10 protein-coding genes and 1 pseudogene are annotated in these 12,974 nt (G+C 73.1%); 9 read left to right on the top strand and 2 right to left on the bottom strand.

The genetic code is table 11. The features are described from left to right. Positions 1–251 (bottom strand): annotated as a pseudogene (locus C1I95_RS07445) (RICIN domain-containing protein); the annotation flags it as partial. Between the two features lie 57 nt (positions 252–308). Continuing rightward, the gene (locus tag C1I95_RS07440) at positions 309–593 is read right to left on the bottom strand and encodes a DUF427 domain-containing protein (RefSeq protein WP_111213030.1); all 285 of its coding nucleotides are present in this window, start codon (positions 591–593) and stop codon (positions 309–311) included. Positions 594–690: 97 nt separating this feature from the next. Between C1I95_RS07440 and C1I95_RS07435 the strand changes: the two genes are divergently transcribed. The 9 genes from C1I95_RS07435 to C1I95_RS07395 all read left to right on the top strand — a co-directional run bounded on the left by C1I95_RS07435 (position 691) and on the right by C1I95_RS07395 (position 12,842). After that, the gene (locus C1I95_RS07435; RefSeq protein ID WP_111213029.1) at positions 691–2,073 is read left to right on the top strand and encodes an FAD-binding oxidoreductase; all 1,383 of its coding nucleotides are present in this window, start codon (positions 691–693) and stop codon (positions 2,071–2,073) included. Further along, on the top strand, positions 2,070–3,413 hold the full coding sequence (locus C1I95_RS07430; protein ID WP_111213028.1) for a class I SAM-dependent methyltransferase: 1,344 nt from the start codon (positions 2,070–2,072) through the stop codon (positions 3,411–3,413). The genes C1I95_RS07435 and C1I95_RS07430 overlap by 4 nt, the downstream gene beginning before the upstream one ends. A gap of 91 nt (positions 3,414–3,504) precedes the next feature. Next, a complete protein-coding gene (locus C1I95_RS07425; protein ID WP_111213027.1) occupies positions 3,505–4,062 on the top strand; it encodes a winged helix-turn-helix domain-containing protein in 558 nt (185 codons plus the stop codon). Next, positions 4,055–4,915: an SRPBCC family protein gene (locus C1I95_RS07420; RefSeq protein ID WP_111213026.1), complete on the top strand. Its 861-nt coding sequence runs from the start codon at positions 4,055–4,057 to the stop codon at positions 4,913–4,915. The genes C1I95_RS07425 and C1I95_RS07420 overlap by 8 nt, the downstream gene beginning before the upstream one ends. Positions 4,916–5,130: 215 nt before the next feature. Then, complete coding sequence (locus C1I95_RS07415; protein WP_111213025.1) at positions 5,131–6,525, top strand: MFS transporter; 1,395 nt, start codon at positions 5,131–5,133, stop codon at positions 6,523–6,525. A gap of 88 nt (positions 6,526–6,613) precedes the next feature. Then, on the top strand, positions 6,614–7,858 hold the full coding sequence (locus C1I95_RS07410) for a hypothetical protein (protein ID WP_111213024.1): 1,245 nt from the start codon (positions 6,614–6,616) through the stop codon (positions 7,856–7,858). Between the two features lie 138 nt (positions 7,859–7,996). Beyond that, on the top strand, positions 7,997–9,523 hold the full coding sequence (locus C1I95_RS07405; RefSeq protein ID WP_233513414.1) for a hypothetical protein: 1,527 nt from the start codon (positions 7,997–7,999) through the stop codon (positions 9,521–9,523). A 194-nt stretch (positions 9,524–9,717) separates the two neighbouring features. Next, positions 9,718–12,045: a putative bifunctional diguanylate cyclase/phosphodiesterase gene (locus C1I95_RS07400; RefSeq protein ID WP_199523641.1), complete on the top strand. Its 2,328-nt coding sequence runs from the start codon at positions 9,718–9,720 to the stop codon at positions 12,043–12,045. A gap of 38 nt (positions 12,046–12,083) precedes the next feature. Next, on the top strand, positions 12,084–12,842 hold the full coding sequence (locus tag C1I95_RS07395; protein WP_111213023.1) for a MerR family transcriptional regulator: 759 nt from the start codon (positions 12,084–12,086) through the stop codon (positions 12,840–12,842). The last annotated feature ends 132 nt before the right edge of the window (positions 12,843–12,974 follow it).

Here is a 12,974-nt window from a genome sequence, read left to right as displayed (position 1 = left end):
TCGGGGGCCTCCGTGGTGGGCGGCGGTTCCGCCTCGGTCGGGCTCGGCTCGGCCGGCGTCGGGCTGCCCGCGGCCGCGGCCACGGTCGGTGCCGGCGTCGGGTCGCCGCCGCCGAGCACGCCGGTGCCGAACAGCACCCCGAGCAGTACGCCGACCAGCCCGACCGCCAGTGCCATCCGCATCAGCGGGTCGCGGGGCAGCCCGGGGCGGCGGGTGCCGTAGACGGTGCCCAATCCATCGATTTCCGACATGCCGGCATCCTGGCCCACGCCGGCCGGCGTCGGCCAGCCGCCCCCGGTGGCGGTGACTCAGTCGACGACCCGGACGTCCTTCCAGAAGGCCACCCGGTCGCGGACCATCTCCGCCTCCGGCTTGGGGTCGGGGTAGTACCAGACCGCGTCGTGGCTGGTCCGGCCGTCGTGTTCGAGGCTGTAGTAGGAGGCGGTGCCCTTCCACGGGCAGAAGGTGTTGGTGTCGGAGGCGCGGATCAGGTCGTCGCGCAGGGCGGCCCGGGGGAAGTAGTGATTTCCCTCCACCACCACGGTGTCGTCGCTCTCGGCCACGACCAGGTCGTTCCAAACGGCTTTCGGCATGGCCTCCAGACTAATCGGACCGCCACGCCAGTCCGGGGCGCGAAACGTCTCCCGTGGACATCCCGCCAGTGTCACCGGTGGCGCGTAAAGTGAGCCCATGCGCGCTGTGCGTGATCATGACCTGGCGGTGGCCCAGCTGCGACGGTCGTACGCAGCGATGCCACCCGACCAGCCGGTGCGGCTGGCCAAGCGCACCTCCAACCTGTTCCGCCCGCGCAACGCCCCCCGCACCACCGGGCTGGACGTCAGCGGGCTCGGTGGGGTGCTGGGCGTCGACCCGGTCGCCCGCACCGCCGACGTGCAGGGCATGTGCACCTACGAACGGCTGGTCGACGCGACCCTGCCGCACGGCCTGATGCCGCTGGTGGTGCCGCAGCTGCGCACCATCACCCTGGGCGGGGCGGTCACCGGGCTGGGCATCGAGTCGACCTCGTTCCGCAACGGCCTGCCGCACGAGTCGGTGACCGAGCTGGACGTGCTCACCGGTGCCGGCGAGGTGGTCACCGCCCGGCCCGACGGCGAGCACGCCGACCTGTTCGCCGCGTTCCCCAACTCGCTGGGCAGCCTCGGCTACGCCACCCGGCTGCGCATCGAGCTGCAACCGGTCCGCCGTCACGTGGCGCTGCGCAACCTGCGGTTCACCGACCTGACCGAGCTGACCGATGCGATCGGTGAGATCACCGCCACCCGTTCCTGGGCCGGCGAGGGCGTCGACGCGATGGACGGGGTGATGTTCAGCCCCGACGAGGCGTATCTCGTGCTGGCGACCTTCACCGACGACGCGTCGGCGGTCTCCGACTACACCGGCCAGGACATCTACTACCGCTCGCTGCGCCGCCGCCAGCACGACGCGCTGACCACGTACGACTACCTGTGGCGTTGGGACACCGACTGGTTCTGGTGCTCGGCGGCGTTCGGCGTGCAGCACCCGGTGGTGCGGCGGTTGTGGCCGGCGCGGTGGCGACGCAGCGACGTCTATCACCGCATCGTGCGACTGGAGCACCGGCACCAGGTGGCCGCCCGGATCGACCGGTGGCGTGGCCAGCCGGCCCGGGAGCGGGTCGTGCAGGACGTGGAGGTCCCGCTGGAGCGCACCGCGGAGTTCCTGCACTGGTTCGCCCGGCGGGTGGGGATGACGCCGGTGTGGTTGTGCCCGCTGCGGCTGCGCGAGCCGGCCGGTGCGGGATCGGCCCGGTCCTGGCCGCTGTATCCGCTGCGGCCGGGGCAGGGCTACGTCAACATCGGGTTCTGGGGGAGCGTGCCGATCACCGGGGGCGCCGCCGACGGCGACGTCAACCGGGAGATCGAGCGCGCGGTGTCGGAGGCGGGCGGGCACAAGTCGCTCTACTCCGACGCGTACTACGACCGGGATTCGTTCGACCGGCTCTACGGCGGCGACACGTGGCGCGCCGTACGAGACCGGTACGACCCGGAGCATCGGCTCACCGGACTGTACGAGAAGGCGGTAGCACGCGCATGAGCCTGACCGACCGAGACCAGGGAGCGGCCGGCGCTCCCGCCACGCCGCCCCCGGGGGGCCGGCGGCGTGGGCCGACCGTGGCGGACGTCGTCCGTACGTTGACCGCCGGCCCGCTGCCGGTGCGCGTCACCGCGTACGACGGCAGCGCCATCGGCCCGGCCGACGCCGGCATCACCCTGTCGATCCGATCCGAACGAGGGCTGTCGTACCTGCTCACCGCCCCGGGTGACCTGGGCATGGCGCGGGCGTACGTCAGCGGTGACCTGGCCCTGGAGGGCGTGCACCCGGGCGACCCGTACGAGGCGTTGCGGGTGCTCAAGGACGAGCTGCGGCTGCGGACGCCGGCGTTGGCCGAGGGGCTGGCGCTGGTGCGGGGGTTGGGCTGGGAGCGGCTGATGCCGCCGCCGGCGCCGCCGCAGGAGGCGGTGCCGCGCTGGAAGCGGATCGTGGGCGGGCTGCGGCACTCGCGCTTCCGCGACAGCAGTGCCATCTCGCACCACTACGACGTGTCGAACGCCTTCTACGAGAAGGTGCTCGGCCCGTCGATGACGTACACCTGCGCGGTGTTCCGCAGCCCGGACGACACCCTGGAGCAGGCCCAGGCCAGCAAGTACGACCTGGTCGCGGGCAAGCTCGCGCTGCGGGCCGGGATGCGGCTGCTGGACGTGGGCTGCGGCTGGGGTGGCATGGTCCGGCACGCGGCCCGGGAGTACGGCGTCAAGGCGCTCGGCGTGACCCTGTCCCGGGCGCAGGCGCAGTGGGCGCAGGCGGCGATCGAACGCGAGGGGCTGACCGGGCTGGCCGAGGTGCGGCACCTCGACTACCGCGACGCGCCCCGGGAGCAGTTCGACGCGGTCTCCTCGATCGGGCTGACCGAGCACATCGGGGTGCGCAACTACCCGGCCTACTTCGGGTTCCTGCGCGATCGGCTGCGTCCGGAGGGGCGGCTGCTCAACCACTGCATCACCCGGGCGGACAATCGGGCGCCGCACCGCTCGGGCGCGTTCATCGACCGGTACGTCTTCCCGGACGGCGAGCTGGCCGGGCCGGGCCGGGTGATCAGCGAGCTGCACGACGTGGGGCTGGAGGTGCACCACGAGGAGAACCTGCGCCAGCACTACGCGCTGACCCTCGCCGCCTGGTGCCGCAACCTGGTGGAGCACTGGGACTTCTGCGTCTCCGAGGTGGGGGCGGGCACGGCCCGGGTGTGGGGGCTCTACATGGCCGGGTCGCGGCTGGCGTTCGAGCGCAACGGCATCCAGCTGCATCAGGTGCTGGCGACGCGCAACGGCCCGGATGCGGCGAGCGGCTATCCGCTGCGCCCGGACTGGCTGCCCTGACGAACTGACCGAGGCCGCGCCGGATCCGTCGGCGCGGCCTCCGTGGTTCCTATTGACAAACAGATTTTGTACGTACAAACTCATTTTTGCCATGAGAGATGTCCTGTACCTGGAGCAGATCGAGCAGGCCGAGGTGCTGCTCAAGCCGCAGCGTGTCGAGATCCTGCGGCAACTGGCCGAGCCACGCACCTGCACTGAGGTGGCGGCCCGACTGGAGCAGACGCCACAGCGCGTCTACTACCACGTCAAGCAGCTGGTCGCGGCCGGGCTGGTCGAGCAGGTCGACCAGCGCAAGGTTCGCGGCATCACCGAGGGCATCTACCAGGCCGTGGCGCGGTCGTACTGGCTGTCGCCCCGCCTGGTCGGGCGGATCGGGCTGCGCCGGGCTCGCGACGAGCTGAGCCTGGGCTACCTGCTCGACCTGATGGAAGAGGTCCAGGCCGACGTCGCCGCCCTGGACCGCACCGCCCCGGAGCTGCCCTCGATCGGGGTCTCCGGCGAGATCCGAGTGCCGGCCGAGCGCCGGCAGGAGTTCCTGCACGACCTGCAGTCCGCGCTGCAGGACCTGTTCACGCGCTACGGCGGCGCCGAAGGTGACGCCTTCAAGCTCGCCGTGGCCTGCTACCCGAAGGGGACCGACCGTGACTGAACCGATGACCCTCGCCGCTCGACTCGCCGCGCCGATCACGCTGGTGCGCCGGGCCCTGACCGACCCGGCCGAGCTGCGCGTCTGGCTGGCCGAGTACGCCGAGGTCGACCTGCCCAAGCGGTACGAGTTCTGGGGCCGCTACACGCCCGAGGGCGACGCCGCGCACCAGCGGCTGCTGCACGCCGACGACGACCGGCTGCGGTTCGCCTGGCTGCTCGACGGCGTGGAGACCACCACCGAGATCGCCCTGCGCCCGGACGGGCCGGACGGCACCGTGCTGACCCTGTCGCAGTCCCACTTCGACTTCGCCGACGTGGTCAACGGCACCAGCATCCGGGGCGTCCTGCAGACCTACTGGAGTCTGGCGATCGCCAACCTCGCCGCCCACCTGGAGGGCCGCCCGCTGCTGCCCAAGACGGACTTCACCAGCACCGAGTTCCGCGGCGAGCTGGTCATCGCCGCCCCGGCCGACAAGGTCTGGGAGTCACTGACCGACTCCGAGCAGGCCAGCACCTGGTTCGGCTACCCGATCGGCATCGAGCCCTGGGTCGGCGGCCGGTACGCCATGGGCGGCTTCGAGAGCGGGTACGCCGCCAAGGTGGTCGACCTGGAGCCGGGCCGGCGGATGTCGGTCGACTGGGGACCGTCCGGGGTGACCAACTGGGAGCTGGCCGAGTCCGAGGGGAAGACGAAGCTCACCTTCGTGCAGAGCGGCTTCGACACGCAGAACCCGCCGTACGCGGCCTGGTCCGGGTCGGTCGCCGGGCTGGCCGAGCTGCGTCGCTTCCACGAGGTGCCGGACTGGCAGCCGATCTGGCTGCCGGAGGAGGCCGCCGCCGGCGCGGCCAGCTGAGCCCAACCTGCGGAGCCTGACCGTGGTCACCCGATGGCCGCGGCCAGGCCCCGCAGGGCGGAAGCTTCAGGCGGGCCGGTTGAGCCATTCGCCGCGACTGCGGGCACGGACGTAAATGACCTCGCCGTTCGTTGATCAGTAATGTCGTGGAGCCCTCATGCCGGGCCGCCACCTGCGCAACTACCCTGGGACGGCTGTCGGAACAGGGAGACTCTTTGCGCAACCACCCGGCGATCGTGCTGGTCGTCGTCCTGCTGTCCACCCTTTCACTGCCGGTCTCGCTGACCGGCGCCTCGGTCGCGTTGCCGGACATCGGCCGGGACCTCGACGCCGGGCTGGCCGGGGTGCAGTGGGTGATCAACGGTTACAACGCCACCTTCGCCAGCTTCATGCTCGCCACCGGGGCGCTGGCCGACCTGTTCGGCCGGCGCCGGGTCTTCGCCACCGGGGTCGCGATCTTCGCCGGGGCCGGGCTGCTCGCCGCGGTCGCCGACGACATCCTGCTGCTCGACGTCGTACGCGCGCTGGCCGGTGTCGGCGCGGCCGCCGCCGCGACCAGCGCCGCCGCGATCCTCGCCGGAACCTTCCACGGCGCGGCCCGGACCCGCGCCTTCAGCGTCTTCGGTACGACGATCGGTGTCGGGCTGGCCTTCGGCCCCTCGATCGCCGGGCTGCTCATCGACACCTTCAGTTGGCGGGCGGTCTTCGCCGCGCCGGCCGTCGCCGCGCTGCTGGTGCTGGCCCTGGTGCCGCTGCTGCCCGAGTCCCGCCCGTCGCAGGCGGGCCGGGTCGACTGGGTCGGCACGGCGTCGTTCACGGCGGGGCTGCTGCTGCTCATCTTCGGTTTCGTGCAGGGCCCCGAATTCGGCTGGGCCGACCCGCGGATCATCGCCGCGTTCGCCACCGCCGCCGCGCTGCTGGTCTTCTTCGTCAGGGTGCAACGGCGCCGGGTCGACCCGATGTTCGACCTGGCCCTGCTGGCGAACCCTCAGTTCCTCGGCATCTGCCTGGCGGCGGCCACCATCATCTCCGTGCTCGTGCCGCTGCTGGTCTACCTGCCGTCGTACCTCACCACGGTGGTCGGGCTGTCCTCCGGCGCGGCCGGTGCCACGCTGATCCTGCTCACCGCCCCCACCGTGGTGTTCCCGCTGCTCAGTGGCGTGCTGACCCGGGTGATGCCGGCGTCACTGGTGATCGTCGTGTCGGTGGCAACGGTCGCGGTCGGCGCGGCCTGGGCCACCGTGCTCGCCCCGACCAGCAGCACCGCCGCGCTGGCCGGGCCGTTGCTGACCATCGGTGTCGGGATCGGGCTCTCCATCGGTCTGCTGGACGCCCTGGCCATCGGCAGCGTCGCACCGCACCGGGCCGCCACTGGTGCCGGGATGATCAACACTGCCCGGTTGGCCAGCGAGACCATCGCCATCGCGGTGGTCGGTGCGGTGCTGGCCAGCACTACCGGGGGCCGGCTCGCCGACCCGGGTTTCACCGGCGGGCTGCGGACCGTGCTGTGGTCGATGGCGGCGGTGCTGGCGTGCTCGACGGTCGTCACCGCCGTGCTGCTCCGCCGCGCCCGCAGCGCAGGGCCGGTGGAGAAGGTGGCTACTGGCTGATACCTCGCCATGACAGCACGATGACGGACGCCGGCGGCTCGGCGCTGACACGGGTGCCGGTGTGCGGGCGCGACTATCGTGGCGTGTCGTGACGAGCAGCGAGGAGCGACTGGCCACGATCCGGGGCGGTGTGCCGCCGCGCCGGCACAACGCCCGGACGATCGCGGCGCTGACCGGCAACCCGGGCTGCACCCGCCGGGCGGTCCTGGACGGCGCCGGGGTGGACAAGCCGTTGCTGGCCGAGCGGATCGGTTTCCCCGCCGGGTTCGGGCAGTCCCGGTTCGCCATCACCCGGGGCAACGCGTTCGAGGCGCAGGTGAAGGCCGACGGCGGTACCGAGCTGCTGCGGCTGGTCGCGGAGCGGTTGGGCGTACCGGTGCCGGCGACGGCAAGCTGGACGGACCTCGGCCACGGCGACGACCCGGCCGGCCGCGAGCGGCGCTCGGCCGCTCTCCTCGCCGCCGCCCTACCCACCGCCGGTTCCGCCGCTGCCGTGTTCGCCGCACCCGATGTTGCCGCCGCGCCCGCCGCGCCCGACGTTGCGGCCGCGCCCGATGTCGCCGGCGCGCCCGATGTCGCCGGCGCGTCCGGTGCTGCCGCGTCCGAGGATGGCGGCACCGGTGAGCCGGCAGCCGCGCTGTTCGACCATCCGTTGCTCGGGCTGGAGGTCGCCGGGCGGCGGGTGCACCTGGAGCCGGACCTGGTGGCCGCCCGGCTGGGCGGCCGGTTCCACGTCGTGGAGATCAAGTCGTTTCCGGTGATCGACGGGCAGGCCGACCCGGCCAAGCTGGCCGCCGCGGCGGTCCAGTCCGCGGTGTACGTGCTGGCCCTGCGGGAGCTGCTCGCGGCGTACGGGCACGATCCGCAGCTGGTGTCGCACGAGGTGGTGCTGGTCTGCCCGCGCGACTTCGCCAACCAGCCGGTGGCGCACCTGCTCGACGTCCGCAAGCAGCTGCTGGTGGTGCGGCGACAGCTGGACCGGATGGCCCGGCTCGACACGCTGCTCGCCGCCGTACCGGCCGACTTCACCGCCGACCCGGCCGCCGACCCGGCCACCCTGGTCGGCTCGCTGTCCCAGGTGCCGGCCCGCTACGCCCCGGACTGCCTGGCCAGCTGCGAGCTGGCGTACTTCTGCCGGCACGAGGCGCGCGGGCAGACCGGCACGCTCGGCCGCCCGGTCCGCGAGGCGCTCGGCGGGATCACCGACGTGGCCGAGGTGCTGGCGCTCGCCGGGGGTGAACGCGTCGCCGACCCGGAGCGGGCGCAGGCCGCGGCGCTGCTACGCGCCGCCGCCCGCCTACGCGCCGACGCCCTTGGCGGAGTGCCGGCATGAGCGAGCCGCAGCGAGCGAATCATCAGCGCCGGGAAAGTGCCGACCCGCAGCGCAGCGGAGGGAAGGCGTGAGCGAGCCGCGGCGAGCGAATCATCAGCGCCGGGAAAATGCCGACCCGCAGCGCAGCGGAGGGAAGGCATGAGCACGTTGCGGGCGTTGGCGGCGGCCCAGGCGGTGGCGGCCGGGGCGGCCCAGCCGGTGGCCACCGTTCGGCACCTGCACCTGTCGAGGCGACCGCTGGTGCTGGTGCCGTTGGCGATGGCCGGTGAGGCGAACGCGCCGCTGGCCGCGATGGTCGGCGCGGCGCCGGGCGAGGGCCGGCTGCTGATCGTGCCGCAGCCGCGTAACCGGGACCAGCGGTTCGCGTTCGCGGCCGAGCTGGCCGCGACCGTGCTGCCGTACCTGGCCGGGCACCGGGGCGCCACCGAGGCGGTGGCCGTGGACCGGGGGCGGGACGTGCGGTACCGGTACCTCGACGCGCCGCAGCTGCTGGTGCCGAACCCGGCCGGGGTGACGTTCCTGCGCCTGCTGGGCCGGTCCACCCGGTTCCGTCGGGTGGACGGGGAGTATCCGGTGCCCCCGGAGGTGCCGCTGCTGGGGCGCTGGCTGACCTTCTTCGCCGAGCGGGCCGAACATCCCGGCTCGTCGGCACTGCTGGCGATGACGCAGGCGTTGACGCTGCACTGGGCGACCGGGCAGAGCGCGGTGGAGGACCTGCACCTGCCGGCGTTGCTCGGGTGGATCGCCCCGCCGGCCGGGCTGACCGGTGCCGGGGCGGCGGCCCGGGCCGAGGACCCGTCGGTCTGCCCGCCGGCCGGCCCGGCGACCGATCCCGGCTTCGACAACCGGCTGCTCGCCCCGGCCGTCGAGGCGTACGCCGCGGCCGGCGACGACGAGGCGGCCCGGGTCGAGGCGTACGCGCGGCTGGAGCGGCTGCTGCGCGACCAGCTGACGCCCACCTGGGACCTGATGTGGCGCGGCCTGGGGTTGCTGCGCGCCCTGCCGCCGGGGGCCAGGGTGGCCGGGCGCTGGGACGGCGACCGGGACGCCTTCACCGCCCAGAGCGAGCACATCGACGAGGGTGGTGCGCCGCAGCCGCGCCGCGACGGTGCCGTGGCGGCGGCTGCCCGGCTGCACCGCCTGGAGCGGGCCGCGGCGACGTACGCGGTGCAGCGCGCCTACGACGATCCGCTGGTGCTGGCGGAGTACCGGCTGACCGGTGAGGCGTTCGTCGGCGAGGTGGTGCTGGCCGATCCGGCGCGGGTGGACGACAGCGGCCGGCGGCCGGTGCTGCGCCCGCGGATCCAGCTGGTGACCACCGAGCCGGTGCTGGTGCCGGTGGGCGCGAGCCTGTGCAGCCCGGCCCGACCTGGGCAGAAGGCCCGGGTCGTCTTCGTCACCCCGACGGCCGACGGCAAGACCGAGGTGGTGCTGGAACTCTCCGGCGGGATGGGTCGGGGGCTGACCGCCACCCCGGGCAGCGTGCCCGAGGTGGGGCAACGGTTGTGCTACACCACGCTGAGCGAGGCGTACGTGCCGAGCGGGGCGTTCCCGGCGGTGGAGGAGACCCCGTGGACCCACGGCGGCCCGCCCGACGTCGGTCCGGCGGCGGTCGCCGACGGTGCCCCGCCGCCCGAGCCCGAGCCCGACGAGGCGTGGGCCTGACCGTGCGCGTCGGTGCCCCGGCCGGCGTCGGCGGGCTGCCGTGACGGATTCGGATCAACGAATGGCCGTCGGGTTGCGGACTCCGTACCGGCGGATCTGGCGGGGCGGTTGCCCGCGTGGCTAGGCTTTCGGGGTTTGCCAGGACCGGGCCTCGCCGTCGAGGGTGCGTACGAGAGAGAGCCGGAGCGATCACTGTGTCGCGAAAGGACGTCGAGCAGGCTGCCGCGCGGCCGCCCGGGCCGGAACGGGCCGGTCGGGCGGGGCTGGTCGGCGCGGGCGTGGTGGTCGCCGTCGAGGCTCTCTGGCTGCTGCTGGAACTCCCCGCGGCGGCTCTGGTCAGCGACCTGGGTGCGGTCGCGGTGGCGGGTTGGGTCGCGGTGGCCTGCGTCGGGGCGGCCCGCCGGCATCCGGCGTCGCTGCGCCGGTTCTGGTTCCTGCTCGCGGCCACGATGGCGTTGGCCCTCGCCGGCCGGGCACTGTGGACCTCGCAGCGGCTGATCGGTGACAGCCTGCCGCACACCCTGCCGATCGGGCTGATCTTCGCGGCCAGCCTGCTCACCGGCACCGGCGCGCTGCTCTGCTCGGTCACCGCGCCGCGCACCGTGGTGGGCCGGGCCCGGACCCTGCTCGACGGGCTGATCGTCGGGTTGGCGCTGATCCCGGTCGGCTGGCTGCTGATCTTCCGTAACGTCGTCACGGCGGACCTCGACGAGCCGTCGCGCACCGTTGGCCTGTTCTACCCGATGTTCGACCTGATGCAGCTGACCATCCTGGTCGCGGTGATCGGTCCGCGCCGGCCGGTGTGGCGCCCGCTCACGCTGCTCGGGGTGAGCCTGTCCATCCGGGTGGTGGCCGACGCGGTGTACGTGTCCCTGGTGGCCGCCGGCACCTACCAGGCCGGTGCACCGGTCGACGTGCTCTGGCCGTTGAGCTACCTGCTGATCGGTCTGGCGACCCGGATGTCCCCGCCGCCGTACTACGACCCCGGCGACGAGGCGGGCGAGACGCCGTTGCCGCCGTGGTGGCGGGTGGCGTTGCCGTACGTGCCGGTGGGCGGGGCGGTGGTGGCGACCATGTTGGCCCGCGACGCCCACGGCCACACTCCGCTGCCCGTCTTCCTGGCGATGATGGCGCTGCTCGCGGCGCTGGGGCTGCGACAGGCGCTGGCGGCGAACGAGAACCTGCGGCTGGTGGCCCGGCTGCGGCAGCTCGCCTACGTCGACCAGCTCACCGGGCTGCCCAACCGGCTGGCGTTCACCCGCCGGTTGCGTACCGCCCTGCGCGGGGCCAAGCCGGTCGCCGTGCTGCTTCTCGACCTGGACGGGTTCAAGCAGGTCAACGACCGGTTCGGGCACAGCACCGGAGACACCCTGCTGAGCGGTCTGTCCCGGCGGATGCGCCGGGCGGTGGCCGACGACGGGATGATCGCCCGGATCGGCGGTGACGAGTTCGCCGTGCTGGTCACCGGTGCTCGCCCGGCCACGCCGGAGCAGCTGGCGGAGCGGCTGCTGGCGGCGCTGCAACCGTCAGCCGGCGAGGAGGTCGTCGGGGTGCACCCGTCGGCGAGCATCGGCATCGCCGAGTACGGCCCGCAGCACATCACGTACACCGATCTGCTGCGCGACGCCGACATCGCCATGTACGCGGCGAAGGCGGCGGGCAAGTCCGCGTACCGCCGGTGCACGCCGGTGCTGCGGGAGTCGGCGGTGAGCCGGGCGGAGCTGATCGCCGACCTGCGGCGGGCGGTCGACGAGGAGCAGCTGCACCTGGAGTTCCAGCCGATCGTGGACCTGGCCACCGGGGCGGTGCGCAGCGCGGAGGCGCTGGTGCGGTGGCGGCACCCGCAGCTGGGCATGCTCAGCCCGGCCCGGTTCCTGCCGTTGGCCGAGGAGACCGGGCTGATCCTGCCGATCGACCGGTGGGTGATCCACGAGGCGTGCCGGGCGGCGGCCACCTGGCAGGACGGGGTCCCGACGGCGACGGTGGCGGTGAACATCGCCGCGGCGCACCTGCGCCGGCCGGATTTGATCGCCACGGTCACCGAGGCCACCGCGGGGGCGGGGCTGGCACCCCGGGCGCTGACCCTGGAGTTGACCGAGTCGGCGCTGATCGAGGGCAGCGACGAGGTCCTCGACCGGCTCGGTCAGCTGCGGGAGCTGGGCATCCGGATCGCCATCGACGACTTCGGCACCGGGTACTCGTCGCTGAGCTACCTGCATCGGATTCCGGCCACCGAGTTGAAGATCGACCGTTCGTTCGTGGCCCGGATCTCCGAGGACACCCGGGCGTACGCGACGGTGGAGATGGTCACCCGGCTGGCCGGCGCGTTCGACCTGGGTGTGGTGGCCGAGGGGGTGGAGACCGACCGGCAGCACGACGCGGTGGCCGCGATCGGCTGCGTGCAGGGGCAGGGCTACCGGTACGGTCGCCCCGCCGCCCTGGCCGAACTGCGTAGCGTCCTGGCCCAGCCCGTCCCGCCGCAGGTGACCGGCGTCGCAGAATCGGACTTGACCCTCACGTAACGGCAGGCGGGAGCGTGGTTCCCGGAAGGGAGGGAACCATGGCGTACACGGTGGGTCAGGTGGCCAAGCTCGCCGGGGTGACCGTACGGGCGTTGCACCACTACGACGAGATCGGGTTGCTGTCGCCGAGCGGGCGCACCGGGGCGGGCTATCGCCGTTACGAGGATGCGGACCTGGAGCGGTTGCAGCTGATCCGGTACTACCGCGAGCTGGGGTTCCCGCTGGAAGAGATCGCCGTGATCCTCGATGAGCCGGCGAGCGACCCGGGCGCGCACCTGCGCCGGCAGCACGAACTGCTGACGGTGCGGATCAAGCGGTTGCAGGAGATGGTCGCGGCGATCGAGTTCGCGATGGAGGCGAGCAAGTTGAACATCCGACTGACCCCGCAGGAGCGCTTCGAGGTGTTCGGTGACTTCGACCCGGAGGCGCACGCCGAGGAGGCGGAGCAGCGGTGGGGTGGCAGTGCGGCGTACCAGGAGTCCAACCGGCGGGTGGCGGGCCACACCAAGGAGGACTGGCTGCGGATCAAGGCCGAGAACGAGGACTGGGGGCGGCGGATCGTCGCGCTGATGGGCTCGGGTGCGCCGGCGCACGGCCCGGCGGCGATGGAGTTGGCCGAGGAGCACCGGCAGCAGATCAGCCGATGGTTCTACGAGTGCTCGTACGAGATCCACACCGGGCTGGCCGACATGTACGTCGCCGACGAGCGGTTCACCGCCCACTACGAGGCGATGGCACCGGGGCTGGCCGGGTACCTGGCGGAGGCGATCCACGCCAACGCGATCACCCGCGCCTGACCTGCGATCGTCGGCAGCTCGGCTGCTGCCGAGCCCAACGATCACGGCAACCCCGCCGGGCCGATGGGGCCCGGCGGGGCCGGTGACGGGGTATGACTGTCAAGGTCGATGCCCTGACTCTCGGAGGTCCCG

It is taken from the genome of Micromonospora craterilacus, from assembly GCF_003236315.1.
Lineage (GTDB): Bacteria > Actinomycetota > Actinomycetes > Mycobacteriales > Micromonosporaceae > Micromonospora > Micromonospora craterilacus.
This window is presented reverse-complemented; position numbering and strand designations above follow the sequence as displayed.

What these genes read in the sequence shown, in the direction of transcription:
- C1I95_RS07440 (WP_111213030.1), bottom strand. Translation starts at nt 593, where the DNA reads ATGCCGAAAGCCGTTTGGAACGACCTGGTCGTGGCCGAGAGCGACGAC.
- C1I95_RS07430 (WP_111213028.1), top strand. Translation starts at nt 2,070, where the DNA reads ATGAGCCTGACCGACCGAGACCAGGGAGCGGCCGGCGCTCCCGCCACG.
- C1I95_RS07435 (WP_111213029.1), top strand. Translation starts at nt 691, where the DNA reads ATGCGCGCTGTGCGTGATCATGACCTGGCGGTGGCCCAGCTGCGACGG.
- C1I95_RS07425 (WP_111213027.1), top strand. Translation starts at nt 3,505, where the DNA reads ATGAGAGATGTCCTGTACCTGGAGCAGATCGAGCAGGCCGAGGTGCTG.
- C1I95_RS07395 (WP_111213023.1), top strand. Translation starts at nt 12,084, where the DNA reads ATGGCGTACACGGTGGGTCAGGTGGCCAAGCTCGCCGGGGTGACCGTA.
- C1I95_RS07405 (WP_233513414.1), top strand. Translation starts at nt 7,997, where the DNA reads ATGAGCACGTTGCGGGCGTTGGCGGCGGCCCAGGCGGTGGCGGCCGGG.